At 71.0% G+C, this 23054-nt stretch carries 29 protein-coding genes; 7 read left to right on the forward strand and 22 right to left on the reverse strand.

From position 1 onward, the window contains the following. Positions 1-94 precede the first annotated feature (94 nt). The 4 genes from CLV46_RS10230 to infC all read right to left on the reverse strand — a co-directional run bounded on the left by CLV46_RS10230 (position 95) and on the right by infC (position 2192). Complete coding sequence (locus CLV46_RS10230) at positions 95-895, reverse strand: TrmH family RNA methyltransferase (protein WP_100364671.1); 801 nt, start codon at positions 893-895, stop codon at positions 95-97. Between the two features lie 105 nt (positions 896-1000). Beyond that, a complete protein-coding gene (rplT, locus tag CLV46_RS10235) occupies positions 1001-1390 on the reverse strand; it encodes a 50S ribosomal protein L20 (RefSeq protein WP_100364672.1) in 390 nt (129 codons plus the stop codon). 27 nt (positions 1391-1417) lie between these two features. Further along, positions 1418-1612: a 50S ribosomal protein L35 gene (gene rpmI / locus CLV46_RS10240; protein ID WP_100364673.1), complete on the reverse strand. Its 195-nt coding sequence runs from the start codon at positions 1610-1612 to the stop codon at positions 1418-1420. Next, positions 1605-2192, reverse strand: coding sequence for a translation initiation factor IF-3 (gene infC, locus CLV46_RS10245; protein WP_100364674.1), 588 nt, complete (start codon positions 2190-2192; stop codon positions 1605-1607). The genes rpmI and infC overlap by 8 nt, the downstream gene beginning before the upstream one ends. A 294-nt stretch (positions 2193-2486) precedes the next feature. Between infC and CLV46_RS10250 the strand changes: the two genes are divergently transcribed. Beyond that, positions 2487-2822 (forward strand): DUF1844 domain-containing protein, encoded by a 336-nt coding sequence (locus CLV46_RS10250; RefSeq protein ID WP_100364675.1) that lies wholly within the window; start codon positions 2487-2489, stop codon positions 2820-2822. Between the two features lie 141 nt (positions 2823-2963). Here CLV46_RS10250 and CLV46_RS10255 read toward each other — a convergent pair whose 3' ends face one another. From CLV46_RS10255 to CLV46_RS10290, 8 genes are all read right to left on the reverse strand, one after another. Beyond that, the gene (locus CLV46_RS10255) at positions 2964-3170 is read right to left on the reverse strand and encodes a hypothetical protein (protein WP_100364676.1); all 207 of its coding nucleotides are present in this window, start codon (positions 3168-3170) and stop codon (positions 2964-2966) included. A gap of 102 nt (positions 3171-3272) precedes the next feature. After that, positions 3273-4226, reverse strand: coding sequence for a CE1 family esterase (locus tag CLV46_RS10260; protein WP_100364677.1), 954 nt, complete (start codon positions 4224-4226; stop codon positions 3273-3275). Then, positions 4226-4978 (reverse strand): SseB family protein, encoded by a 753-nt coding sequence (locus CLV46_RS10265; protein ID WP_100364678.1) that lies wholly within the window; start codon positions 4976-4978, stop codon positions 4226-4228. The genes CLV46_RS10260 and CLV46_RS10265 overlap by 1 nt, the downstream gene beginning before the upstream one ends. Continuing rightward, a complete protein-coding gene (gene priA / locus CLV46_RS10270) occupies positions 4979-5725 on the reverse strand; it encodes a bifunctional 1-(5-phosphoribosyl)-5-((5-phosphoribosylamino)methylideneamino)imidazole-4-carboxamide isomerase/phosphoribosylanthranilate isomerase PriA (RefSeq protein WP_100364679.1) in 747 nt (248 codons plus the stop codon). It lies immediately after the preceding gene. Positions 5726-5795: 70 nt separating this feature from the next. Next, the gene (hisH, locus tag CLV46_RS10275; RefSeq protein WP_100364680.1) at positions 5796-6428 is read right to left on the reverse strand and encodes an imidazole glycerol phosphate synthase subunit HisH; all 633 of its coding nucleotides are present in this window, start codon (positions 6426-6428) and stop codon (positions 5796-5798) included. Positions 6429-6430: 2 nt separating this feature from the next. Further along, on the reverse strand, positions 6431-7036 hold the full coding sequence (gene hisB / locus CLV46_RS10280; protein WP_100364681.1) for an imidazoleglycerol-phosphate dehydratase HisB: 606 nt from the start codon (positions 7034-7036) through the stop codon (positions 6431-6433). Further along, complete coding sequence (locus tag CLV46_RS10285; RefSeq protein ID WP_100364682.1) at positions 7033-8118, reverse strand: histidinol-phosphate transaminase; 1086 nt, start codon at positions 8116-8118, stop codon at positions 7033-7035. Before CLV46_RS10285 ends, hisB begins: the two co-directional genes overlap by 4 nt. Before the next feature lie 35 nt (positions 8119-8153). Further along, positions 8154-8513: a LysM peptidoglycan-binding domain-containing protein gene (locus CLV46_RS10290; RefSeq protein WP_100364683.1), complete on the reverse strand. Its 360-nt coding sequence runs from the start codon at positions 8511-8513 to the stop codon at positions 8154-8156. 231 nt (positions 8514-8744) lie between these two features. Between CLV46_RS10290 and lexA the strand changes: the two genes are divergently transcribed. The 5 genes from lexA (at position 8745) to CLV46_RS10315 (ending at position 13157) form a co-directional block, all read left to right on the forward strand. After that, on the forward strand, positions 8745-9419 hold the full coding sequence (gene lexA / locus CLV46_RS10295) for a transcriptional repressor LexA (protein WP_100364684.1): 675 nt from the start codon (positions 8745-8747) through the stop codon (positions 9417-9419). Between the two features lie 150 nt (positions 9420-9569). Next, complete coding sequence (locus CLV46_RS10300) at positions 9570-10481, forward strand: ABC transporter ATP-binding protein (RefSeq protein ID WP_100364685.1); 912 nt, start codon at positions 9570-9572, stop codon at positions 10479-10481. Further along, complete coding sequence (locus tag CLV46_RS10305) at positions 10478-11272, forward strand: ABC transporter permease (RefSeq protein WP_100364686.1); 795 nt, start codon at positions 10478-10480, stop codon at positions 11270-11272. The genes CLV46_RS10300 and CLV46_RS10305 overlap by 4 nt, the downstream gene beginning before the upstream one ends. A gap of 71 nt (positions 11273-11343) precedes the next feature. Next, entirely contained in the window at positions 11344-12504 is a 1161-nt protein-coding gene (locus CLV46_RS10310; protein WP_100364687.1) for a sensor histidine kinase, read from the forward strand. Beyond that, positions 12501-13157 (forward strand): response regulator, encoded by a 657-nt coding sequence (locus CLV46_RS10315; protein WP_100364688.1) that lies wholly within the window; start codon positions 12501-12503, stop codon positions 13155-13157. Before CLV46_RS10310 ends, CLV46_RS10315 begins: the two co-directional genes overlap by 4 nt. Before the next feature lie 67 nt (positions 13158-13224). On the opposite strand, the gene hflX is transcribed toward CLV46_RS10315, so the two are convergent. Next, positions 13225-14754 carry a GTPase HflX gene (gene hflX, locus CLV46_RS10320; RefSeq protein ID WP_100364689.1) on the reverse strand — a complete coding sequence of 510 codons (1530 nt, stop codon included), beginning with the start codon at positions 14752-14754 and terminating at the stop codon, positions 13225-13227. Between the two features lie 40 nt (positions 14755-14794). On the opposite strand from hflX, the gene CLV46_RS10325 reads away from it, so the two are divergent. Further along, positions 14795-15406: a class I SAM-dependent methyltransferase gene (locus CLV46_RS10325; protein ID WP_100364690.1), complete on the forward strand. Its 612-nt coding sequence runs from the start codon at positions 14795-14797 to the stop codon at positions 15404-15406. Between the two features lies 1 nt (position 15407). Here the strand turns inward: CLV46_RS10325 and dapF are convergent, their stop codons facing one another. From dapF to pgsA, 9 genes are all read right to left on the reverse strand, one after another. After that, positions 15408-16283, reverse strand: coding sequence for a diaminopimelate epimerase (gene dapF / locus CLV46_RS10330; protein WP_100364691.1), 876 nt, complete (start codon positions 16281-16283; stop codon positions 15408-15410). 45 nt (positions 16284-16328) lie between these two features. Continuing rightward, the gene (miaA, locus tag CLV46_RS10335) at positions 16329-17249 is read right to left on the reverse strand and encodes a tRNA (adenosine(37)-N6)-dimethylallyltransferase MiaA (RefSeq protein ID WP_100364692.1); all 921 of its coding nucleotides are present in this window, start codon (positions 17247-17249) and stop codon (positions 16329-16331) included. A 59-nt stretch (positions 17250-17308) separates the two neighbouring features. Further along, the gene (miaB, locus tag CLV46_RS10340; RefSeq protein ID WP_100366006.1) at positions 17309-18892 is read right to left on the reverse strand and encodes a tRNA (N6-isopentenyl adenosine(37)-C2)-methylthiotransferase MiaB; all 1584 of its coding nucleotides are present in this window, start codon (positions 18890-18892) and stop codon (positions 17309-17311) included. A 75-nt stretch (positions 18893-18967) separates the two neighbouring features. Further along, the gene (locus CLV46_RS10345; RefSeq protein ID WP_100364693.1) at positions 18968-19717 is read right to left on the reverse strand and encodes a regulatory protein RecX; all 750 of its coding nucleotides are present in this window, start codon (positions 19715-19717) and stop codon (positions 18968-18970) included. After that, complete coding sequence (gene recA, locus CLV46_RS10350; protein ID WP_100364694.1) at positions 19717-20784, reverse strand: recombinase RecA; 1068 nt, start codon at positions 20782-20784, stop codon at positions 19717-19719. Before recA ends, CLV46_RS10345 begins: the two co-directional genes overlap by 1 nt. Before the next feature lie 252 nt (positions 20785-21036). Further along, positions 21037-21258, reverse strand: a complete 222-nt coding sequence (locus CLV46_RS10355) for a DUF3046 domain-containing protein (protein ID WP_100364695.1) — start codon at positions 21256-21258, stop codon at positions 21037-21039. A 117-nt stretch (positions 21259-21375) separates the two neighbouring features. Continuing rightward, positions 21376-21690: a helix-turn-helix domain-containing protein gene (locus tag CLV46_RS10360; protein ID WP_100364696.1), complete on the reverse strand. Its 315-nt coding sequence runs from the start codon at positions 21688-21690 to the stop codon at positions 21376-21378. A gap of 241 nt (positions 21691-21931) precedes the next feature. Then, the gene (locus CLV46_RS10365) at positions 21932-22432 is read right to left on the reverse strand and encodes a CinA family protein (protein ID WP_211282177.1); all 501 of its coding nucleotides are present in this window, start codon (positions 22430-22432) and stop codon (positions 21932-21934) included. Continuing rightward, positions 22429-23052, reverse strand: a complete 624-nt coding sequence (pgsA, locus tag CLV46_RS10370; protein WP_100364697.1) for a CDP-diacylglycerol--glycerol-3-phosphate 3-phosphatidyltransferase — start codon at positions 23050-23052, stop codon at positions 22429-22431. The genes CLV46_RS10365 and pgsA overlap by 4 nt, the downstream gene beginning before the upstream one ends. Positions 23053-23054 lie beyond the last annotated feature (2 nt).

Consider the following 23054-nt stretch of genomic DNA (forward strand, 5'->3'; position numbering starts at 1 on the left):
ATCACTCAATCACAGCGCCGGAATGGGGGTCAAACCACGGCGGAAAGCGTAACCGAGGCGTAACAGCGGGGCGGCCGGGCCACCCGACGCGCGGTCACGGGCGCTGGGCGAACGCGCTCTCGTAGAGGCACACCGAGGCGGCCGTGGCGAGGTTCATCGACTCGGCCCGCCCGTAGATCGGCACGGCGATCGACCGGTCGGCGAGAGCGACGTGCTCGTCGCTGAGACCGCGGGCCTCGTTGCCGAACAGCCATGCGGTCGGCCGCTCGAGCAGCCCCTCCCGGCGGGCGGTCAGCAGGTCGTCGCCGTCGATGTCGGCGGCGAGCACTTGCACGCCGGCCTCGGCCGCGCGTTCGAGCACGTTCTCGAGGATCGCGCCGGTCGCGACGGGCAGGTGGAACAGCGAGCCCGTCGTCGAGCGCACGACCTTCGGGTGGTACAGGTCGACGCTGCGCCCGGTGAGGATGACGGCATCGGCCCCCGCCGCGTCGGCGGCGCGGATGATCGTTCCCGCATTGCCCGGGTCGCGCACCTCCTCGAGGATGGCGACGAGCCGCGGCGCGGCGCGGAAGATGTCGCGCACCGACGTGGGCAGTTGCCGCGCGACGGCGACGATCCCCTGCGGGGTCACCGTGTCGGCCATGGCGTCGAGCACCTGCTCGGTCACGTACTCCGGCTCGACGCCGGCGTCGGCGGCTGCGCGGGCGAGGTCGCTGTGCTTGTCGAGCGCGCTCGGCGTGCCGAAGAGGTCGATGACGGAGTCCGGCGCGTAGGCGAAGGCCTCGGCGACGGCCTGCGGCCCCTCGAGCAGGAACAGTCCGGTGTCGGTGCGCGCCTCGCGCTTGGCGAGCTTCGCGACCGCCCGCACCCGCGGGGAGCGGGGGTTGTCGATCATGCGCTCAGTGTAGGCAGCGGGGGCCGCACTCCCGGTGAGGCGGGCCGGGGAACGACGAAAGGCCCGACCGTGCGGTCGGGCCTTCCGTTCGTCAGTGGTCGCGGATCAGGCCGCGGCCTCCTTCGGAGCGCTCGTGTCGGCGGGCAGGGCTGCCTTGGCCGTCTCGACGAGGGCGGTGAAGGTCGCCGGCTCGTTGACCGCGAGGTCGGCGAGGATGCGACGGTCGACCTCGACGCCGGCCAGGTTGAGGCCCTGGATGAGGCGGTTGTAGGTGAGGCCGTTCGCACGCGATGCGGCGTTGATGCGCTGGATCCAGAGGCGACGGAACTCGCCCTTCTTGGCGCGACGGTCGCGGTACGCGTAGACGAGGGAGTGGGTGACCTGCTCCTTGGCCTTGCGGTAGAGGCGCGACCGCTGACCGCGGTAGCCCTCCGCGCGCTCGAGGATGACGCGACGCTTCTTGTGGGCGTTGACGGCCCGCTTGACTCTAGCCATTTCGTTACTTCCTTAGGACCGCGCGGCTTACTTGCCGAGGAGCTTCTTGATGACCTTGGCGTCCTGAGGAGCGAGGACCTGCTCCTGGTTCAGACGACGGGTCAGGGTGGAGGGCTTGCGCTCGAGGTTGTGGCGCATCCCGGCGGACTGCTTCATGACCTTGCCGGAGCCGGTCACCTTGAAGCGCTTCTTGGCACCGGAGTGCGTCTTCTGCTTAGGCATTCTCTTCCTCTGTCACTTTCGGTGCCTTGTTCTGGGCACGCTTGGCGTTGGCCTCGGCCTTCGCGTCCGCCTTGTTCTTGTGCGGACCGATGACCATGACCATGTTGCGACCGTCGATGGTGGGAGTCGATTCGACCGAACCGAACTCCGCGACATCCTCGGCGAACTTCTGGAGCAGGCGCACGCCCTGCTCGGGACGCGACTGCTCACGACCGCGGAAGAGGATCATGGCCTTGACCTTGTCCCCCGCCTGCAAGAACCCCTCGGCGCGCTTGCGCTTGGTCTCGTAGTCGTGCTTGTCGATCTTCAGGCGGAACCGCACCTCCTTGAGGATCGTGTTCGCCTGGTTGCGTCGGGCTTCCTTGGCCTTCTGCGCGGTCTCGTACTTGAACTTGCCGTAGTCCATGATCTTGACCACGGGCGGGCGCGAGTTCGGGGCCACCTCGACCAGGTCGAGGTCCGCCTCCTGCGCCAGGCGCAGGGCGACCTCGATCTTCACGACGCCGACCTGCTCGCCTCCCGGTCCGACCAGACGGACCTCGGGAACGCGGATGCGGTCGTTGGTTCTGGGATCGCTGATGCGTGTCTCCTCATGTCTTCTCTGCGCTCACCGGGCGGCGGTCGCCGCTCGGGACGGAAGAGGAGAATGAGTCCATCAGCCGATGCGCGCGCACGTGCATCGGCTCAGCACCCTGAACTACCGGCCGGAGCCGGCGGAGTGCAACAACCCGGTAACCTGGTGAAGCGGTCGCGCGGGTGGGATTATCTCCACTTTCGTACCGGGGTTGACGCCCCGGAGCCCGCATAAGAATACCCCATGAGCCGAATCGCCGTCTACCGTGCGTGCCGGCCCCGATCCTGCGGGAGTTGAGCCGTGAGCGGAACGTCGAGCGACGAGGCCAGGGACATCGCCGAAGTGCCGGCCGTCGAGGTCATCAACACGGTCGCGGTGCACCTTCTGAGCGCGGCCGCGGTGAAGTGCGGTCTCGCCGACGACCCGGAGTCGCAACTCGATCTCGACGAAGCGCGCAAGCTCATCAACGCCCTCGCCGGACTCGTCACGGCGAGTGCCCCCGAACTCGGCGACCACCACGCCCGCGCGCTCCGGGACGGTCTGCGCACGGTGCAGCTGGCCTTCCGCGAGGCGTCGCACTTCCCGGACGAGCCGGGCAAGGGTCCCGGCGAGAAGTGGACCGGTCCCGTCAACTGACGCGGCACCTGAGGGCCGGGTAGGCGGTTCCTCGTCGTTCACGGCGCGACGCGCGCACCGAGCAGACCGTCCACGGCCGCTTCCCCGCGGGTCTGCTCCGATACGGGCGCCGGGGCGCCCTACTCGGCCCGCGGGCTCGGGTCAGACGCCGCCTCCCCCGATGCGGGTCCATGCCGTAGCCCCTTCCGCGCGGCGGGTCGCCCGGCGCGAGTCGAGGTGCGACTCGGCACCTGCTCGGGTCGTGTCGTCGCGCACGGACTCGCCGCGACGCTGCGCGGACCGGCGGACGACGATGACGATCGCGACCGCCGCGAGAACGGCGACGGCACCGATGAGCACGAGTTCCATGACGCGATGGTGGCACCGCTCGGCACGCGCCGCCACATCCGGCGGATGAACTCTCCGCGCCGCTGCTCGAGGGTTCTGCACCGATACGGGCGCCAGGGCGCCCTACTCGACTCGCGGGTCGGTTCCGCTCCGCGGGTCCGCCGGGTCCAGCTCGAAGAAGTCGAGGATGCGGGCCGTCGCCGACGGCGTGCCGGCCGGTTCGCGCCCCGCTTCGCGGGAACCGGGCGCCCCGAACCAGGTGTGCTCTCCCCCGCGCACGGTGTCGAGCACGATGCGGCAGCCGGGCCACACCTGCCGGGTGACGGGCCCGTCAACGGTCGCGGCCGGCGCACCGGCGCAGAGGTCGCGCTCCGCCCAGAAGCCGAGCGACTCCGCGACCGACCGGTTCTCCCACAGGGGCGCTCCTGGGTAGGGCGGTCGCACCGGCTCTCCCCCGTCGTACGGCACCGTCGGGTCGGCCGTGCCGTGCATGGCGTACACCGCCATGGCGCTGGGCGCGGGGCACTCGTCGACGACCTGGGATCCCGCGACGACGGCGATGGCGGCGATCCGCTCACCGCGCTCGCACGCGGCGCGGTAGGCGAGCATCCCGCCGTTGGAGAATCCCGCGAGGTAGACGCGCTCCGAGTCGATGGGATGGTCGCGCGCGACGCGCGCGACGAGGTCCTCGAGGAACGCGATGTCGTCGACGTCGCCCTCCGCCGCCTGGCAGCACGCTCCGGCGTTCCAGCCGAGCGTGAGTCCGTTCGCCCCGGTGCCGGACGGGGTGACGAGCACGAACCGGCGTTCGGCGACGGCATCCGGGAACCGCGTCAGTTCGTCGAAACGCGCCGCGTTCTGCCCGGCGCCGTGCAGGGCGATGACGACCGGGAGCCGGTCCGCGTCGTCGGCGGCCGGGGAGGTCACGCGCGCGGATCGTTCGATCCCGTCGACGGTGAGGTGGACGGTCTCGGTGCGGGCGGCCCCCGGTGGCGTGCAGCCCACGAGCAGAAGCGCCGCGGTCGTGATCGCCGCGGAGAGGGCGGCGGCGCGCCGACGCGCCCCCGGGCGCCGCATCAGGCCGTCACGACCTGCAGTCGCATGCTGTCGACCCGCTCCGCGATGACCGCCGAGGCGCGGATGCGGTCTTGCAGGCGGGCGGTCAACGCGCGGACCTCGTCGCGTTCGAGTCCGTCGGCGACGGCGAGCCGCACGACGAGTTCCGGTCCGGCGAGCCGCGCCGCGGGATCCCCGGGAGCGAGCCGGACGGTCACGACCGCCGGTTCCGGCTCGACCGCCCTCATGAACTCGGCGAGCACCATCTCGTCGGAATGGCTCGGCGACCAGGCCTCCCCGCGGGCGATCGCCCATACGGCGGGACGACGGACGACGAACTCGGTGTCGGATCCGGGATCGAGCACGACGAGTTCCGTCTGCTCGCTCGCCGCCGCGAGGGCGACGCGCACGGCCTCGGCGGGCACGGGACGTGCGGTCGGGTTCCACCGGCCCATCGTCTCGACGGAGGTGAATGCGGGCAGCACGGTGCGTCCGTCGGGGCCCGCCACGGTGACGATGGAGAGTTCCTGGCTCTTGTCCACGAGGTGTCCGTGCTCTCCCACGGCGCTCTCGCCGAGCGCAGCGAGGAGCGGGATGAGCAGCCGGGCACCACGCAGCGCGTCGACGACCTCGGTCTCCCCGACCTCGTGGGCTATGAACCGGCGCAACGCTTCGAGCAGCGCCGGATCGGCCCGCCCGTCGTCGGCGGCGTGCTCGTTCGGCGTGAAGCTGCGGCCCGCCCAGGGCTGACCGGCCGAATCGGCGCCGGTCACTCAGTCCCCGGCGACGTCGAGCGCTTCGGCGAGCGTGAAGGCGCGCGTGTACAGCGCCTTGCCGACGATCGCGCCCTCGAGGCCGAGGGGCACGAGGTCACGGAGTTCGGCGATGTCGTCGAGGCTCGACACCCCGCCGGAGGCGATGACCGGCCGGTGCGTGCGCTCCATCACCTGGCGGAGCAGCTCGGTGTTCGGGCCGCGCAGCGTGCCGTCCTTCGTCACGTCGGTGACGACGTAGCGGGCGCAGCCGGCCTCCTCGAGGCGGTCCATGACCTGCCAGAGGTCGCCGCCCTCCTTGGTCCAACCGCGGGCGGCGAGGGTCGTGCCGCGCACGTCGAGCCCGACGGCGATCGCCTCGCCGTATTCGGCGATGACGTGTGCCGCCCACTCGGGGTTCTCGAGGGCCGCGGTGCCGAGGTTGATGCGCTTGGCGCCCGTCTCGAGGGCCGCCTCGAGCGACGCGTCGTCGCGGATGCCGCCCGAGAGCTCGACGTTGACGCCGCGGCAGTTCTTGACGACCTTCTTGATGACGCCGCGGTTGCTGCCCCGGCCGAAGGCCGCGTCGAGGTCCACGAGGTGGATCCACTCGGCGCCCTGCTCGATCCACTCGAGGGCCGCATCGATCGGGTCGCCGTAGTTGGTCTCGGTGCCCGCTTCGCCCTGGGTGAGGCGCACGGCCTTGCCGCCGGCCACATCCACCGCCGGCAGCAGGACCAGTGCCGGGGTGGTGCTGAACTCGCTCATCGCTTCGCCTTCCGCGGCCGGATCGCCGCAACAGGAACCAGATACTAGCCCACCTGCGGCGGGCACGCCGTCAGAGGCTGCGCAGCCAGTTGCCGAGCAGGCGGATGCCCGCGCTGCCGGATTTCTCGGGGTGGAATTGGGTGGCCGAGAGCGGCCCGTTCTCGACGGCGGCGAGGAACCGCGTGCCGTGTTGCGCCCACGTCACCTTCGGGCTCGCGAAGGGACCCATCGGCTCGAGCGTCCACTCCTGCGCCGCGAAGGAGTGCACGAAGTAGAACCGCTCGTCGTGGAGTCCGTCGAACAGCACCGAATCGCCGGGCGCCTCGACGGTGTTCCAGCCCATGTGGGGCACGACGGGCGCATCGAGCTCGTCGACGGTGCCGGGCCATTCGCCCAGTCCCGGCGTCTCGACGCCCCGCTCGACGCCGCGGTCGAACATGACCTGCATGCCGACGCAGATGCCGAGCACCGGCCGGCCGCCCGCGAGCCGGCGTTCGATGAGCTCGCCGCCGCGCACGCGGGTGAGCGCGTCCATGACGGCGGCGAAGGCGCCGACGCCCGGCACGAGCAGCCCGTCGGCCGCCATGACGCGGGCACGGTCGGAGGTGAGGTCGACGCGTGCCCCGGCGGCCTCGAGCGCCTTGACGGCGGAGTGCACGTTGCCCGAGCCGTAGTCGAGCACGGCGACGGTGGGGGTGGCCACGGTCAGAGCGCCCCCTTGGTGGAGGGGATGCCCGTCACGCGCGCGTCGGGTGCGACAGCCTGCCGGAACGCCCGCGCGAACGCCTTGAACTCCGCTTCGGCGATGTGGTGCGGGTCGCGCCCGGCGAGCACCGTGAGGTGCACGGTCAACCCGGCGTGGAAGGTGATGGCCTCGAACACGTGGCGCACCATCGAGCCGGTGAAGTGCCCGCCGATGAGGTGGAACTCGAAGCCGGCGGGCTCGCCGCCGTGCACGAGGTAGGGGCGGCCGGAGACGTCGACCACGGCCTGCGCGAGCGCGTCGTCGAGCGGCACGAGGGCGTCGCCGAAGCGGGCGATGCCCGCCTTGTCGCCGAGCGCGCGGGCGATCGCGGTGCCGAGTACGATGCCGGTGTCCTCGACGGTGTGGTGCACGTCGATGTCGACGTCGCCGCGGGCCTCGACCTCGAGGTCGACGAGCGAGTGCTTCGCGAATGCGGTGAGCATGTGGTCGAAGAACGGCACGCCCGTGCTGATCTGCGAGCGACCGGACCCGTCGAGGTCGATGCTCAAGCGGATGCTGGACTCGCTGGTCTCCCTGCGGAGCTCCGCGACCCGTTCTGCCGTCATGCTCTGATCCTACCGAGCGCCTCGAGGAACGCCGTGGTCTCCTCCTCGGTGCCGGCCGTCACGCGCAGGTGGTGCGGGATGCCGACGTCGCGGATGAGGATGTCCTCGGCGAGGAGCGCCTCGAAGGTGCGGTGCGGGTCCTCGACCCCGCCGAACAGCACGAAGTTCGACCAGGAGGGCAGCGGGGTGAAGCCGAGGGCGGGGAGGTCCCGGATGAGGCGGTCGCGCTGACCGCGGATCTCGTCGACCATCGCGAGCATCTGCGGGGCGCACTGCAGCGCCGCGATCGCGGCCGCCTGGGTGAGCGCGGACAGGTGGTACGGCAGCCGCACGAGGCGCAGCGCGTCGGCGATCACCGGGTCCGCGGCGAGGTAGCCGAGCCGCGCCCCCGCGAACGCGAACGCCTTGCTCATGGTGCGGCTGACGATGAGGCGCGGGCGACCGGGCAGCAGGGTCAGCGCGCTCGGGGCGTCGTCGGGCATGAACTCGGCGTACGCCTCATCCACGACCACGATCCCGTCGGTGGCGTCGTACACGGCCTCGATGACGTCGATGGTGAGCGGGGTGCCGGTGGGGTTGTTCGGGGCGCACAGGAAGACGAGGTCCGGGCGGTGCGCCTCGACCGCCGCGACGGCGGTGGGCACGGAGATCTCGTAGGCGGCGTCGCGCTCGGCGGCGATCCAGCGCGTGCCCGTGCCGGCGGCGAGGATCGAGTGCATCGAGTAGGTGGGCGGGAACCCGAGTACGGAGCGGCCCGGGCCGCCGAACGCCTGCAGGATCTGCTGCAGGATCTCGTTGGAGCCGTTCGCCGCCCACACCTGCTCGGGGTGGATGGTGCCCTCCGGTCCGCTGAGGTAGCGGGCGAGGTGTTCGCGCAGCTCGGTGAACTCGCGGTCGGGGTACCTGTTCATGCCCCGCACCGCAGACCCGAGGGCGGCGAGGACGTGGTCGACGACCTCCTCGGGGATGCCGTGCGTGTTCTCGTTGACGTTCAGCGCGATCCGCACGTGCTTCTGCGGGGCGCCGTACGGCGATAGACCGCGCAGGTCGTCACGGATGGGCAGCTCGTCGAGGGTGGTCACCCCGGAAGTGTAATGAGCGGACGCGGAGCGGCCGGTCAGTCGGCCGCGTAGGCGACCGGCACGGCGATGCGCTGACCGGGCTGCACGGCCGCGCCGTCGAGCCCGTTGAGTCCGATGATGTCGTCGACGACGTCGCGGGGGTCGACCTCGGGCGCCACCTGCTCGGCGATGCCCCACAGCGACTCACCCGCCTCGACCGTGACGTACGAGAAGTCGACCGCGCGCTGATCCGCCGTCGCGACGGCGTCGCCGCCGTTCAGCGCGGAGAAGACGGCGCCCGCCGCGAACGGCAGCGCCGCCGCGAGGGTGATGACGACGCGACCGCGACGGGTCAGTCGGAGTCGCGGGGTGCGCGTCGGTCGGGTGATGCCGGTAGGTGCGTAAGCGGTGCTCATCGGTCCTCCTCTGCGGACTCAGTCCGCATCGGGCGCTCGGCCGGGAGCGCCCGATGCGAAACTGTGTACCGAACATATCTTCGATCGAACAGAGTTTCAAGCGCAGAGCGCGTTTCGCCCGTTCTTCAGGCGACACGCTCGAACGGATGTTTCCCTGTGCGCCCGAAGGCGGATACAGTTTCGATTGTTCGAGAGACAGTCGAACAGGAGCCACCGACATTGGAGCGCGCGATGGACGAGACGACACCCGCCGGCGATCGTGCGACCCGGCGCCGCAAGAGCCTCAGCGACAAGCAGATGGCGATCCTCGAGGCGATCCAGCGGTCCGTCGCGAGCCGGGGCTATCCGCCGAGCATGCGCGAGATCGGCGACGCCGTCGGGCTGTCGTCGCTCTCGAGCGTCACCCACCAGCTCAACCAGCTCGAACTGAGCGGCTACCTGCGACGCGACCCGAACCGTCCGCGGGCCCTCGAGGTGCTCATCGACGTGCCCTCGACCTCCGACGCGGAGCCCGCCACCTCGACCATCGGAGACGCCGCCCTGGTGCCGCTTGTCGGCCGCATCGCGGCGGGCATCCCGATCACCGCGGAGCAGCAGGTGGACGAGGTGTTCCCGCTCCCCCGCCAGCTCGTGGGCAAGGGCGAGCTGTTCATGCTCAAGGTCGTCGGCGAGTCGATGATCGACGCCGCGATCTGCGACGGCGACTGGGTCGTCGTGCGCCAGCAGAACACCGCCGAGAACGGCGAGATCGTCGCCGCGATGCTCGACGACGAGGCCACCGTCAAGGTGTTCCGTCAGCGCGACGGCCACACCTGGCTGCTGCCGCGCAACAGCGCGTTCGAACCGATCCTCGGCGACTACGCGCAAGTGCTCGGCAAGGTCGTCGCCGTGCTGCGTTCGGTCTGAGACCCTCGTCGGGTCGGCGCCCGGCGCGGCGTCGTACCGCGGTGCCATCCGGGCCCGCAGAGATCCGTCCGTCCTCCGACGAGCGCACCGCGCCCGATCCGTAGCGTTCACCGTGCCCGCATCCCGCGGAGCAGACAGACGGAGGACGACATGATCGAGGCACACGGCCTCACCAAGCGGTACGGGCCGAAGACCGCGGTCGACGGCATCGACTTCACCATCCCGCCGGGGCGGGTCACCGGCTTCCTCGGGCCGAACGGCGCCGGCAAGTCCACCACCATGCGGATGATCGTCGGCCTGGATCGTCCGGACGCCGGCAGCGTGCTCGTGTCGGGCAGTCCCTACGCCCGGCTGCGTGCCCCGCTGCACGAGGTGGGCGTGCTGCTCGACGCGAAGGCCGTGCATCCGGGCCGCACTGCCGAGAAGCACCTGCTGGCTCTCGCCGCGACCCACCGCATCCCCCGCCGCCGGGTGCGCGAGGTCATCGAACTCACCGGCCTCGAGACAGTCGCCCGCAAACGCGTGGGCGGGTTCTCGCTCGGTATGGGGCAGCGCCTCGGCATCGCCGCGGCGATGCTCGGCGATCCGCGCGTACTCATCCTCGACGAACCGGTCAACGGCCTCGACCCCGAAGGCGTGCGCTGGGTGCGGATGCTGCTGCGGCACCTCGCGAGCGAGGGACGCACGGTGCTGCTCTCCTCGCACCTGATGAGCGAGATGGCTCAGACGGCCGACCACCTCATCGTGATCGGCCGGGGTCGCGTGCTCGCTGACGCTCCCGTCGATCAGGTCGTCGGTGCCGGAACGACGCTCGTGCGCGTGCGCACACCCCGTCCCGATGCCTTGACCGCCGCCCTCCCGGGCGTGCAGATCGCGGTCGCGGAGGACGGCGCCCTCGAGGCGACCGGCGCGACCCCCGAGCAGATCGGCGACGCCGCGGCGCGCGCGGGGATCCCGCTGCACGAACTCACCACGGTCGCGGGCTCCCTCGAGGACGCCTATCTCGACCTCACCCGGGACGCCGTCGAATACGGCTCGGCAGCGATCGGGGCGACCCGATGAGCGCCGCGATCGTGGACCGTCGCGGGGTGAGCTCCGCCGGGGTGGTCGCCGGGGAGTGGATCAAGCTCTCGTCGCTGCGTTCGACCGTGTGGCTCCTCGCCGTGACCGTCGTGGTCTCGATCGGGTTCGGGCTGCTGCTGGCCTCGACCGCCCCGTTCCCGCCCGGACCCGTTCCGGTCGAGGAGCGTGCGGCGTTCGTCGCCCCCGTGTTCGGTGCCGGCGTGCTGTTCACGCAACTGATCGCCGCGGTACTCGGCGTGCTCACCATGAGCGGCGAGTACTCCTCCGGCATGGTGCGGTCGAGCATGACGGCCGTTCCGCGGCGCATCCCGGTGCTCGCGGCGAAGGCCGTCGTGCTCGGGGTGACCGTGTGGGTCGTCGCGGCGTTGAGCGGCTTCGGCGGCTACCTCGCCACCTTGCCGGCCCTCGCCGAACGCGGCCTCGACGTGCCGCTCACCGACCCCACGCTGCTCGGCCAGCTGCTGGGCGGACCGACCTACCTCGCCCTCGTGGCGCTCTTCGCCCTCGGAGTCGGCACGCTGCTGCGGTCGAGCGCCGGAGGGATCATCGTGGTCATCGCGGTCATTCTCGTCCTGCCCGTGCTCGTCGTGCTGCTGCCGGCCGAGATCGCGGAGGCCGTGACGCCCGCGCTGCTGCCGACCGCCGGCGAACAGATCGTGGGCTTCGGTCGCGGGGTGCTGGAATACTGGCAGGCGATGGCGGTCGCCGTCGCGTGGGCCGCGGGCTCGCTCGTGCCGGCCGCCCTGGTGCTGAAGCGGAGGGACGTCTGAGCGACCGACCGCAGAGCGGCCCCGTCGACGCATCGTCGGCGGGGCCGCTCGAGCTGCCGCGGCCACCGGGAGTGCTGCGGCGCTTCTTCGCGGCGCACCCGAACGCGACCGACATCATCGTCGCGTCGCTCTACGCGCTCTCGACACTCGTCTGGATCGTGGGCTCGTCGACTTGGGCGGTCGCGGTGCTGCCCGCGCTCGTCTGGGTGGTCGCCGTGCTCGGACGCCGACGCTATCCCGTCGCGGCGGTCGTCGTCTCGAGCGTGACGACCTTCATCGCGTTCGCCATCACGGAGCAGGGCGACATCATCGCGCCGCTGCTCATCGTCTACGCCGGTGCGGTGTACCTGGCGCCGTGGCTCGCGTGGGCGGGATTCGGATCGCACACCGTCGCGACACTGCTCGGCATGGCCGTCGGCGTCTCGGCCGGCACCTCCACCGCCACCTCACAGGGTCCGGTCTCGCTCGTCTGGCTCGCGGTCATCCCCTACACCGCACTGCTGCTCATCGCCGTGCTCATCGGGGTCAACGTGGGCAACCGCCGCCGATACCTCATGGCGCTCGTCGACCGGGCGGAACGCCTCGCCCGGGAACGGGATCAGCAGGCGGAGCTCGCCGCCGCGGCGGAACGGGCGCGGATCGCCCGGGAGATGCACGACGTCGTCTCCCACGGACTCACGGTCGTCATCGCCCTCTCCGAGGGCGCCGCGGCGACCGTCGCCCGCGATCCGGCCGCCGCGGAGGACCTCATGCGGAGGGCGGCCAGCGGGGGTCGGGAGGCCCTCGCGGAGATGCGCCGCATGCTGGGCGTGCTCGGCAGCGACGCCGGCACCGCCCCGCAGCCGCGGCTCGACGACCTCGACGCGGTCGTCCGCACCGCACGTGAGGCCGGCCTCGCCGTCGACTACCGGGTGAAGGGCACGCCACCCTCCGATGCGGCCCTGCAGCTCGCCGTCTACCGGGTGGTGCAGGAGGCGGTGACCAACGTGTTGCGCCACGGGGTCGGCGCGGGCTCCGTCACCATCGACATCGAGGCGCGACCCGACGAGACCGAGGTCGTCGTCATCAACGACGGGCCACGCGTGGCACCCGGCTCCGACAGCGGCGGTCGCGGGCTGCTCGGGATGCGCGAGCGCGCGGCACTGTACAACGGGACCGTCGACGTCGGGCCCCGCGAGACCGGAGGATGGCGGGTGCACGTCGTACTCCACCACCCGGAGAGGAACAGATGACCATCCGCATCGCCCTCGTCGACGACCAGGACCTGCTGCGACTCGGCTTCCGCATGGTGCTGCAGGCCGAGCCCGACCTCGAGGTCGTGGGCGAGGCCGCGAGCGGCCGGACGGCGCTGACCATGGTCGCCCAGGCCCGCCCGGACGTGGTGCTCATGGACGTGCGGATGCCCGACGGCGACGGCATCGAGGCGACCCGGCGCATCGCCCAGGACCACCCGGACACGCGCGTGCTCATCCTCACCACCTTCGACCTCGACGAGTACGCCTTCGCCGGATTGCGCGCCGGAGCGAGCGGATTCCTGCTCAAGGACACCCGGCCGGCCGAACTGCTCTCGGCCATCCGCGCCGTGGCCGCCGGGGATGCGGCGGTCTCCCCGCGGGTCACCCGGCGCATGCTCGAGCTGTTCGGGGACCGACTGCAGCCCGATACCCCGGTCGTCGACGACCGTCTCGACGCCCTCACCGAGCGGGAGCGGCAGGTGCTCGTGGCGATGGCGGAGGGCCTGAGCAACGGCGAGATCGCCGAGCGCTTCTTCGTGTCCGAGTCGACGGTCAAGACGCACGTCGGCCGGGTGCTCGCGAAACTCGCGCTGCGCGACCGCGTGCACGCGGTGATCCTCGCCTACGAGACGGGACTCGTGCGGCCCTGACGTGTCCCCCGCACGCGACGACGCCCGCCCGGTCGGGAGACCGGACGGGCGTCGGGAAGCCGCTCCGTCAGCTGACGACGACGGTGCCACCCTGACGCAGCGCATCCGCGGTGCCGGGGTCGACACGCACGTGCAGGCGGGTGCCGAGCTCGTCGTAGTCCGTGGACAGCACGACACCGCGATGGTGCGCGAGGGCCACCAGGTCGCCGCGATCGAACGGCACCACGACGTCGAGTTCGACCGGAGGGGTCGGCAGGAGCTCGCCGATACGGGCGAACAGCTCGTCGACGCCCTCCCCCGTGCGCGCCGAGACGAAGATCGCCTGCGGCTCGAGACCGCGCAGCACGAGCCGCGTGTCGTCGTCGACGAGGTCGGACTTGTTGAAGACGACGATCTCGGGGATGTCGCGGGCACCTGCCTCGCCGATGACGTCGCGCACCGTCGCGATCTGGCTGCCCGGGTCGGGGTGGGATCCGTCGACGACGTGCACGAGCACGTCGGCGAGCGCGACCTCCTCGAGCGTCGAGCGGAACGCCTCGACGAGCTGGTGCGGCAGGTTGCGCACGAAGCCGACCGTGTCGGCGATCGTGAACTCGCGGCCGTCCTCGGTGCGCGAACGGCGCACCGTCGCATCGAGGGTCGCGAACAGGGCGTTCTCGACGAGCACCCCGGCGCGGGTGATGCGGTTCAGCAAGCTCGACTTGCCGGCGTTCGTGTAGCCGGCGATCGCGACGGCGGGCACGGCGAACCGTTCGCGGTTCGCCCGCTTCGCCTCGCGCGCGGGCGTGAAGCCCTTGATCTGCTTGCGCAACCGCGCCATCCGGGTGTGGATGCGGCGGCGGTCGAGCTCGATCTTCGTCTCACCGGGTCCGCGGCTGCCCATTCCGGCTCCCGCGCCACCCACCTGACCACCGGCCTGGCGGGACATCGATTCACCCCACCCGCGCAGTCGCGGCAGCAGGTACTCGAGTTGCGCGAGTTCGACCTGCGCCCGACCCTCGCGGCTCTTGGCGTGCTGGCTGAAGATGTCGAGGATGACGGCCGTGCGGTCGATCACCTTGACCTTCACGACGTCTTCGAGGGCACGCCGCTGGCTCGGCGCGAGTTCGGTGTCGGCGATGACGGTGTCGGCGCCGAGGCTCGCAACCACGTCGGCGAGTTCCTGCGCCTTGCCGCGGCCGAGGTACGTGCTGGGGTCCGGATGCGGTCGGCGCTGCAGGAGACCGTCGAGCACGACGGCTCCGGCGGTCTCGGCGAGCGCGGCGAGTTCCCGCATGGAGTTCTCGGCGTCGGCGAGCGTGCTGCCCGAGTACACGCCGATGAGCACGACGTTCTCGAGCCGCAACTGCCGGTATTCGACCTCGGTGACGTCCTGGAGCTCGGTCGAGAGCCCCTGCACGCGCCGCAGCGCCGCACGGTCCTCGCGGTCGAACTGTTCGCCGTCGCGGTCGTCGAGGTAGCCGTTGTCGTCCTGCAGAGCCTCTGCCCGTCCCGCGGAGAACAGCGTGTAGCCCGCCGGACGCTCCGCTTCGCGCGAGAGCACCCGGTCCACCGCATCCGTCGTCGTCGACTCTGCGTCCGTTCGCTGATCTGCCATTGATGCCACCCTACTTGCTCCTATTCGATAAGTTCTCTGCATGGCTGGTGACCACTACTTCTCGGCGTCGCCCGGGAGTGAGCTCCACCCTCGCCGGATCCACGTGCGCCTCGCCGGTCGCGACCTCGCCGTCACGACCGCCTCCGGGGTGTTCAGCCCCGACCGTGTGGATACGGGGACCCAGGTGCTGCTCGCATCCGTACCGGCGCCTCCCCCGGGCGGTCACCTGCTCGATCTGGGGTGCGGATGGGGGCCGATCAGTCTCACGCTCGCGCTCGACTCCCCGCACGCGACCGTGTGGGCGGTGGACGTGAACGAACGGGCACTCGACCTGGTGCGCCGCAACGCGGAGGAACTCGGCATCACCAATGTCAACGCCGTGACCCCCGCGGATGTTCCCTCCGACGTGTCGTTCATGACGGTGTGGTCGAATCCGCCGATCCGGGTGGGGAAGGACGAGCTCCACTCGATGCTGCGGACGTGGCTGCCGCGACTGCAACCGGGCACGGACGCCTGGCTCGTCGTCGCACGCAACCTCGGGTCCGATTCGTTGCACCGCTGGATGCAGACCGAGATGGCCGACGACGTCGTCGTGCATCGCGCCGCGACGAACAAGGGCTATCGCGTGCTGCGCGCCCGCCGGCGCGGCTGAATCACACCTCGAGTTCGCCCTCGAAGACGAACTCCGCCGGTCCGCTCAACGCGACGTGCTCGCCGTCCTCCGCCGGGAACATCCGTACGCCCACGCTGCCTCCGGGCACGTCCACACGCCACGAATCCGGTGCTCCCCGACCGGCCCAGTGCCGGGTCGCGAGCGCCGCCGCGGCGGCCCCGGTGCCACAGCTGAGCGTCTCGCCGCTGCCCCGCTCGTGCACCCGCATACGGATCCGGCCGACCCCGTCGGTCACGAGTGGGTCGCTCGGCACGACGAACTCGACGTTGGCACCGTGCTCCGGCTCCGGCTCGACGATCGGCACATAGGCGAGATCGGCGGACTCGAGCTCGTCTTCACCGGCGAGCGCGACGACGACATGGGGATTGCCCACGTCGATGCCGAGCCCGGGGCGGGCGACCCGCAGATTCTTGGCCCGTACGAGCGGCTCGCCGCCGTCGAGCCGCCAGCGTCCGAGGTCGACCTGGAATCCGTCGGCGCTGCGGATGACGTCACGCACGCCGCTGCGCGTGCCGATCGGCAGGGTGCCCCCGGGGTCGAGTTCGGCGAGGCCGTTGTCGAGCAGGTACCGGGCGAAGACGCGGATGCCGTTGCCGCACATCTCGGCCTTGCTCCCGTCGGCGTTGCGGTAGTCCATGAACCACTCCGCGTCGGGCTCCTCGGCGAGGATCGCCGCACCCTCGGGAATGCTCTCGGACCGCACGGCCCGCAGCACGCCGTCGGCCCCGACTCCGAAGTGCCGATCGCAGACGGCGGCGACCTGAGCCGGGGAGAGGTCGACGGCACCCTCCGCATCCGTGAACAGCACGAAGTCGTTGCCCGTGCCGTGGCCCTTGGTGAAGCGGATGGTGGTCACCGCCTCAGCCTACCGAGCGCCGCTCCGCGGCGCCCGAGCGGCGGGTCAGGCGGCCTCGGGCCCGAGGACCAGGCTCAGCGCCGTGTCGACGCGCTCGTCGTCGCGCCAGTGGATCCAGTGCAGGTCGGGGTAGCGGCGGAACCAGCCCACCTGACGGCGCGCGTACCGGCGCGTGAGCGCCGCCGCCTCGGCGATCGCCTCCGCCTCGGTCATCCGGCCGTCCAGTTGAGCGGCCGCCTGCGCGTAGCCGATCGCGCGGCTCGCGGTCGTGCTCATCCCGCGCGGCAACAGGCCGGCCACCTCGTCGACGAGGCCCTCGGCCCACATCCGCTCGACGCGCGCATCGAGGGCGGGGACGAGGTCGGCCCGCTCGGCCTCGAGCCCGAGGAACACGGTCCGGCGCCAGGGCCGCTGCGCGTCCGGCAGCCCGGCGCCGAACGGCCGCCCGGTCAGTTCGATGACCTCCAGGGCGCGCACGAGGCGCCGGCCGTTGCGCGGGCCGATCGCGGCCGCCGCATCCGGATCGAGCGCGCTCAGTCGCGCGTGCAGGGCCCCCGGTCCGCGCTCCTCGAGTTCCGCTTCGAGGCGCGCGCGGGCCTCGGGGTGCGTGCCCGGGAACTCGAAGTCGAACACGACGCTCGAGACGTAGAGGCCCGAACCCCCGACGAGGATGGGGACGGCGCCGCCGCCGGAGATCGCGTCGATCGCCGCGCGGGCATCGCGCTGGTACGCGGCGACCGTCGCGTCGTCGGTGACCTCGAGCACGTCGAGCAGATGGTGCGGCACACCGCGACGCTCGTCGACGGAGAGCTTCGCCGTGCCGATGTCCATGCCGCGGTAGAGCTGCATCGCGTCGGCATTGACGATCTCCGTCGCACGCCCGCGCTCCTGCAGCCGCTCGGCGAGGTCGAGGGCGAGCGCCGACTTCCCGGTGCCCGTCGCACCGACGATGACGACGAGGGGCACCGTGTGCGACCTCGGGTCGCTCTCCGGCGCGGCGCCGAGCGGCGTGCCCAGCGGCGTGTTCAGTGTCGCTCGCCGTCGGCCGGGTCGTAGATCGGCACGGTCGCGACGCTCGGGAGTCCGAGCGAGACGGCGGGCCGCGCGGGCTCCTTCGGACGTACCGCGAGCGGCAGGCCGAGCGACACCGCCGCCCGCTGCCCACCCGCGGGCGCGGCGGGCACGCCGCACGAGGCGGCTTGGGCGAGATCCCACGCGTCACCCGCGCGGGTGCGACGCACGCGCAGCGGAGCACCGTCGGAGTCGGCGAGCAGGTGGAACGGGGCCGCGTGCGTGATCGTCGCGGTGACGACATCGCCGGGCCGGGGTGCGGGCGAACCGGCCGGCACTTCGAAGTGCACGAGCCGGGAGTCCTCGGCGCGACCGCTCATGCGGTGCGTCTCCGCATCCTTCTTGCCCTCCCCCGTCGCGACGAGGATCTGGACCTCACGGCCCACGACGGCCTGGTTCTCTTCGAGGGAGATGCGCTCCTGCAGGGCGGTGAGGCGCTCGTAGCGTTCCTGCACGACCTCCTTCGGCACCTGCTGGTCCATCGTCGCCGCGGGGGTGCCGGGGCGGATGGAGTACTGGAAGGTGAACGCCGACGCGAATCGCGCCTGTTCGACCACCCGCAGGGTGTCGGCGAAGTCCTCTTCGGTCTCTCCCGGGAATCCGACGATGATGTCGGTCGAGATCGCCGCGTGCGGGATGCGGGCGCGCACGCGGTCGAGGATGCCGAGGAAGCGTTCCGAGCGGTAGGAGCGGCGCATCGCGCGCAGGATGCGGTCGGAGCCGGACTGCAGGGGCATGTGCAGTTGCGGCATGACGTTCGGGGTCTCGGCCATCGCGTCGATCACGTCGTCGGTGAACGCGGCGGGGTGCGGGCTCGTGAAGCGCACCCGCTCGAGGCCGTCGATCCGTCCGACGGAGCGCAGGAGCTTGCCGAACGCGAGGCGGTCGCCGAACTCGACGCCGTAGGAGTTGACGTTCTGCCCGAGCAGCGTGACCTCGATCGCGCCGTCGTCGACGAGCGACTGCACCTCGGCGAGGATCTCGCCGGGGCGACGGTCCTTCTCCTTGCCGCGCAGCGCCGGCACGATGCAGAACGTGCACGTGTTGTTGCAGCCGACCGAGATGGACACCCAGCCGCTGTAGGTGGACTCGCGTCGGGTGGGGAGGGTCGAGGGGAACGTCTCGAGGGACTCGAGGATCTCCAGTTGAGCCTCGCCGTTGTGCCGGGCGCGTTCGAGGAGCGTCGGCAGCGAGCCCATGTTGTGCGTGCCGAAGACGACGTCGACCCACGGCGCCTTCTCGAGGATGGTCGACTTGTCCTTCTGCGCGAGGCACCCGCCGACGGCGATCTGCATGCCGTCGCGTTCGCGCTTCTTGCCCGCGAGGTGGCCGAGGTTGCCGTAGAGCTTGTTGTCGGCGTTCTCGCGCACCGCGCAGGTGTTGATGACGACGACGTCGGCGTCGTCACCGTCGTCGGCGCGCACGTATCCGGCCGCCTCGAGCGAGCCGCTGAGTCGCTCACTGTCGTGCACGTTCATCTGGCACCCGTAGGTGCGCACCTGGTAGGTGCGGGCGTGGGCGGGGCGGGTGAGGCTCATGATGCGCACAAGTCTAAGCAGCGACGTGCGGCGCGCCAGACGGCGCACCGCCGCGCCCGTGGGCGCGGCTCGGGCTCACTCGAACCGCACGCTCCCGGCCCGCGGCAGCGCGGCGTCGACGGCCGCACGCAGCACGTCGCCGGAGTATCCCTTGCGCATGAGGTAGCCGGTGAGGCGGCGCACGGCGACCTCGCGGTCCAGGCCGTGGAACTGCCGCGCGCGGGTGCGGGCGAGATCGACGGCGGCCTCCCGTTCGGAGTCGTCGTCGAGTACCGCGAGGGCCGACTCGATGCTCGGGGTGGGCAGGCCGCGCCGACCGAGCTCGGCGGCGAGGGCACGCCGTCCGAGTCCCTTCCGCTCGCTCAGCGTGCGGACGAGCGTCTCGGCGAGCGCGTCGTCGTCGAGCAGTCCCACTCGGGTGAGCCGTTCGAGTTCCTCGTCGACGATCTCGGTCGGCAGGCCCTTGGCTGTGAGCGCCCGGCGCAGCTCGTGGGTGGATTGACCGCGCCGGGTGAGCGCGTGCATGCTCACATTCTCGGCGCGGCGGCGGGCCTTCTCGGGGTCGAGAACACCGTCCTCCGCGTCGGACTCGGCATCCGAGCCGGCATCGGCGCGACGGCGCGACAGACCGCGTCCGCCGGTGGGACGTTCCCTGGACTGGCTGCCGCGCCCGCGACGACCGCTCGACGCGGTCGGTTCGGCCGTCTCCGTCGGGACGTCGTCAGCGCCGCCGAGGTCTTCGAAGCGGGGCAGTCGACGACCCGTGGGAGGACGCACACCGGGCAGGTAGGTGACCGGCGCGAGTCCTCCCTCGGAGTCGGACATCACGCGCCCTTGCGGGCCGCGAGCTTCGTCTCGATCGATTCGACGTTCGGGGCGGCGGCCGCCGCACCGGCGGCTCCGATGCCGAGCTTGGTCAGGATCTTCGTCTCGATCTCCGACGCGATGTCGGGGTTCTCCAAGAGGAAGCGTCGGGCGTTCTCCTTGCCCTGACCGAGCTGGTCGCCGTCGTAGGTGTACCAGGCCCCGGACTTGCGCACGATCTCGTGCTCGACGCCGAAGTCGATCAGGCTGCCCTCACGGGAGATGCCGATGCCGTACAGGATGTCGAACTCGGCCTGCTTGAAGGGCGGAGCCATCTTGTTCTTGACCACCTTGACGCGCGTGCGGTTTCCGACCGCCTCCGCGCCGTCCTTGAGGGTCTCGATGCGGCGGATGTCGAGGCGCACCGACGCGTAGAACTTGAGCGCCTTACCACCGGCGGTCGTCTCCGGGCTGCCGAAGAACACACCGATCTTCTCGCGCAGCTGGTTGATGAAGATCATCGTGGTCTGCGTCTGGTTGAGACCACCGGTGAGCTTGCGCAGCGCCTGCGACATGAGGCGCGCCTGGAGACCCACGTGGGAGTCGCCCATCTCGCCCTCGATCTCGGCGCGGGGCACGAGCGCCGCGACCGAGTCGATCACGATGAGGTCGATCGAGCCGGAGCGGACGAGCATGTCCGCGATCTCGAGGGCCTGCTCACCCGTGTCGGGCTGCGACACGAGGAGCGAGTCGATGTCGACGCCGAGCTTCTTGGCGTACTCGGGGTCGAGCGCGTGCTCCGCGTCGATGAAGGCGGCGATGCCGCCGGCGCGCTGGGCGTTCGCGATCGCGTGCAGCGTGAGCGTCGTCTTACCGGAGGACTCCGGTCCGTAGATCTCGACGATGCGCCCCTTGGGCAGGCCTCCGATCCCGAGCGCGACGTCGAGCGCGATCGAGCCGGTCGGGATGACGGCGACGGGAGCGCGTTCGTCACTGCCGAGGCGCATGACGGTGCCCTTGCCGAATTGGCGGTCGATCTGCGCGAGTGCGGTCTCGAGGGCCTTCTCGCGGTCTGCTGGTGATGGCATTGGTGTCTCCCTGTTCGTAGGCTGCCGCCCATAGGCTGTCGATCCGCGGCGGGCCGATGGTGCCGGGCCCACAGCCTCCCGACAAAGGCTGTCGTCTCATCGTCGACGAGCCCAACGGTACGGAGAGCCGCCGACATTCGTGTCGGCGTGGTCCGGAACGTGGAGAACTCGCGTCTGAATCCACCTAGGGAGGACACTAGCTCGCACCGAACAGATGTTCGAACACCGTGCGGCGTGTCGCACGGAACGGATTCAGCGGGGGCGCCGCACGCCCACCCCGTGCCAGCGCTCACGCGGCACGTCCTTGGCGCGGCAGAGCGCCAGCCACACCTCACGCGGCGCGACCCCCGCCGCGAGCGCCTCCTGCGCCGTGCGGCCGCCGAGCTCGGAGAGCACGAGATCGGCCATCAGGACGCGACCGTACCCCTCACCGAACTCATCGGTGACGGCCTGACGGAACTCGCTCACGCGCATCCGTCAACCGTAACCGCACTCACGGGAGGGCACGTCACCCGTGCGGGAACGACGAGACGCCCCGGCCGGAGCCGGGGCGTCTCGAGTACCAGGTACACACACCTGGCCGGTGTCGGTCTAACGGGTCGTGGCGAGCGGGTTGTCGAACTCCGCCACGAGGTCTTCGGGGATGCTGTCGGGAATGGGCGACGTGATCCCCTCGATGACGGCGAGACGATCGCCGACCTCGCGCATGATGACGGAGATCGGGGTGTCGAGTGCGTCCGCAACCGAGGCGAGGATCTCGGAGCTGGCCTCTTTCTGACCACGCTCCACCTCGCTGAGGTAGCCGAGAGCAACGCTCGCCTTGCTCGCGACCTGTCGAAGGGTACGACCCTTCTGCAGGCGGAAGTCCCGAAGCACATCACCGATTTCTTGTCGAACAAGAACCATGGGAGCCTCCTCTTCTGCCCGACTACTCGGTGTCCAGTCTCTGGATGAAGCGGGCGCCGCATCCGATGTTCGAGAACTCTAACCAGGGCAGTCTGTATGACGCTTGTTAATGTCATCGGTTGTAACGAGTTCGAAACCCCGCGTATTCCGCAGCGCCCGACCTCATCGCCGATGTACCGGGTTGTTCGGAGCAGCCTTCCACTCCGGATGCCGCGCGCACCGATCGACGCGCGGATCGAACTCACACCCGTTCGTCGAGAGCGGCCACGACGGCCGTGACGGTGCGTGCCCTCACCATGTCCCGGGTGCCTTCGAGGTGCAGCTCGACCGCCTCGACGCGGTCGCCGATGGCGATCCCTACGAACACGGTGCCCTGCTCGATGCCGCCCTGCGGATCCGGCCCGGCCACGCCGGTCGTGGCCAGGCCGATGTCGGCGGGCTCCCCGTCGACCGACAGCACCCGCCGCACGCGATCGGCCATCTGGCGGGCGACCTCCGGATGCACGGGCCCGTGCTCATCGAGCAGGTCGCCGTCGACCCCGAGCACGGTGCGCTTGATCCCGGTGTCGTAGGCGATCACTCCGCCGGAGACCACCGCGGACGCCCCGGGCGGGCGGATGAACTCGGCCGTGACGAGACCACCGGTCAGGGACTCGGCGATCGCGAGCCGCAGGCCCCTCGACGACAGCCGGGTCATGAGGGCGACCACGACCGGGCTCGCCACCTCTTGCGCATCCGTCATCGGCGGCGGTTCTCCCGTCGTGCTTGGACCAGGTAGTCGATACCGGTGACGACCGTGAGCAGGAGCGCGGCGGTCATCAGGACGACGTTCACGACGTCGAACCAGCCGCCGAGCAGCGAAGGGAACGGCACGAGCGCGACCGAGATCGCGACGGCCTGCACGACGGTCTTGATCTTGCCGCCGCGCGACGCGGGGATGACCCGGTCGCGCAACACCGCGAAGCGGAAGGCGGTGATGCCGAGCTCGCGCACCATGATGACGATCGTGACCCACCACGGCAGCTCGCCGAGGATCGACAGGGCCACGAGCGCGCCGCCGGTGAGCACCTTGTCGGCGATCGGGTCGAGGATCTTGCCCAAGTCGGTCACGAGGTTCTGCCGCCGTGCGAGCAGACCGTCGACCCCGTCGGTCGCGATCGCGACGACGAACAGGGCGGCGGCGAGGTAGCGCAGCAGTCCGTCGTCACCGCCGTCGGCCAGGAGCATCCAGATGAACAGCGGGGCGAGCAGGATGCGCGCCACCGTGATGATGTTCGCGACGTTGCCGCTGCTCGCGGGCGTCTCGCCCGACCGGGCGACACGGCCGCGGAAGGAATTGGTACGCGGCTCGGGGAGCGTCATTC

The organism is Diaminobutyricimonas aerilata (assembly GCF_002797715.1).
Taxonomy (GTDB): Bacteria; Actinomycetota; Actinomycetes; order Actinomycetales; family Microbacteriaceae; genus Diaminobutyricimonas; species Diaminobutyricimonas aerilata.

What these genes read in the sequence shown, in the direction of transcription:
- recA (WP_100364694.1), bottom strand. Translation starts at nt 20,784, where the DNA reads ATGCCATCACCAGCAGACCGCGAGAAGGCCCTCGAGACCGCACTCGCG.
- CLV46_RS10365 (WP_211282177.1), bottom strand. Translation starts at nt 22,432, where the DNA reads ATGACGGATGCGCAAGAGGTGGCGAGCCCGGTCGTGGTCGCCCTCATG.
- priA (WP_100364679.1), bottom strand. Translation starts at nt 5,725, where the DNA reads ATGAGCGAGTTCAGCACCACCCCGGCACTGGTCCTGCTGCCGGCGGTG.
- lexA (WP_100364684.1), top strand. Translation starts at nt 8,745, where the DNA reads ATGGACGAGACGACACCCGCCGGCGATCGTGCGACCCGGCGCCGCAAG.
- rpmI (WP_100364673.1), bottom strand. Translation starts at nt 1,612, where the DNA reads ATGCCTAAGCAGAAGACGCACTCCGGTGCCAAGAAGCGCTTCAAGGTG.
- CLV46_RS10305 (WP_100364686.1), top strand. Translation starts at nt 10,478, where the DNA reads ATGAGCGCCGCGATCGTGGACCGTCGCGGGGTGAGCTCCGCCGGGGTG.
- CLV46_RS10300 (WP_100364685.1), top strand. Translation starts at nt 9,570, where the DNA reads ATGATCGAGGCACACGGCCTCACCAAGCGGTACGGGCCGAAGACCGCG.
- CLV46_RS10315 (WP_100364688.1), top strand. Translation starts at nt 12,501, where the DNA reads ATGACCATCCGCATCGCCCTCGTCGACGACCAGGACCTGCTGCGACTC.
- pgsA (WP_100364697.1), bottom strand. Translation starts at nt 23,052, where the DNA reads ATGACGCTCCCCGAGCCGCGTACCAATTCCTTCCGCGGCCGTGTCGCC.
- CLV46_RS10345 (WP_100364693.1), bottom strand. Translation starts at nt 19,717, where the DNA reads ATGTCCGACTCCGAGGGAGGACTCGCGCCGGTCACCTACCTGCCCGGT.
- CLV46_RS10360 (WP_100364696.1), bottom strand. Translation starts at nt 21,690, where the DNA reads ATGGTTCTTGTTCGACAAGAAATCGGTGATGTGCTTCGGGACTTCCGC.
- rplT (WP_100364672.1), bottom strand. Translation starts at nt 1,390, where the DNA reads ATGGCTAGAGTCAAGCGGGCCGTCAACGCCCACAAGAAGCGTCGCGTC.
- CLV46_RS10290 (WP_100364683.1), bottom strand. Translation starts at nt 8,513, where the DNA reads ATGAGCACCGCTTACGCACCTACCGGCATCACCCGACCGACGCGCACC.
- CLV46_RS10260 (WP_100364677.1), bottom strand. Translation starts at nt 4,226, where the DNA reads ATGCGGCGCCCGGGGGCGCGTCGGCGCGCCGCCGCCCTCTCCGCGGCG.
- CLV46_RS10255 (WP_100364676.1), bottom strand. Translation starts at nt 3,170, where the DNA reads ATGGAACTCGTGCTCATCGGTGCCGTCGCCGTTCTCGCGGCGGTCGCG.
- hisB (WP_100364681.1), bottom strand. Translation starts at nt 7,036, where the DNA reads ATGACGGCAGAACGGGTCGCGGAGCTCCGCAGGGAGACCAGCGAGTCC.
- CLV46_RS10325 (WP_100364690.1), top strand. Translation starts at nt 14,795, where the DNA reads ATGGCTGGTGACCACTACTTCTCGGCGTCGCCCGGGAGTGAGCTCCAC.
- hflX (WP_100364689.1), bottom strand. Translation starts at nt 14,754, where the DNA reads ATGGCAGATCAGCGAACGGACGCAGAGTCGACGACGACGGATGCGGTG.
- CLV46_RS10355 (WP_100364695.1), bottom strand. Translation starts at nt 21,258, where the DNA reads ATGCGCGTGAGCGAGTTCCGTCAGGCCGTCACCGATGAGTTCGGTGAG.
- CLV46_RS10230 (WP_100364671.1), bottom strand. Translation starts at nt 895, where the DNA reads ATGATCGACAACCCCCGCTCCCCGCGGGTGCGGGCGGTCGCGAAGCTC.
- miaB (WP_100366006.1), bottom strand. Translation starts at nt 18,892, where the DNA reads ATGAGCCTCACCCGCCCCGCCCACGCCCGCACCTACCAGGTGCGCACC.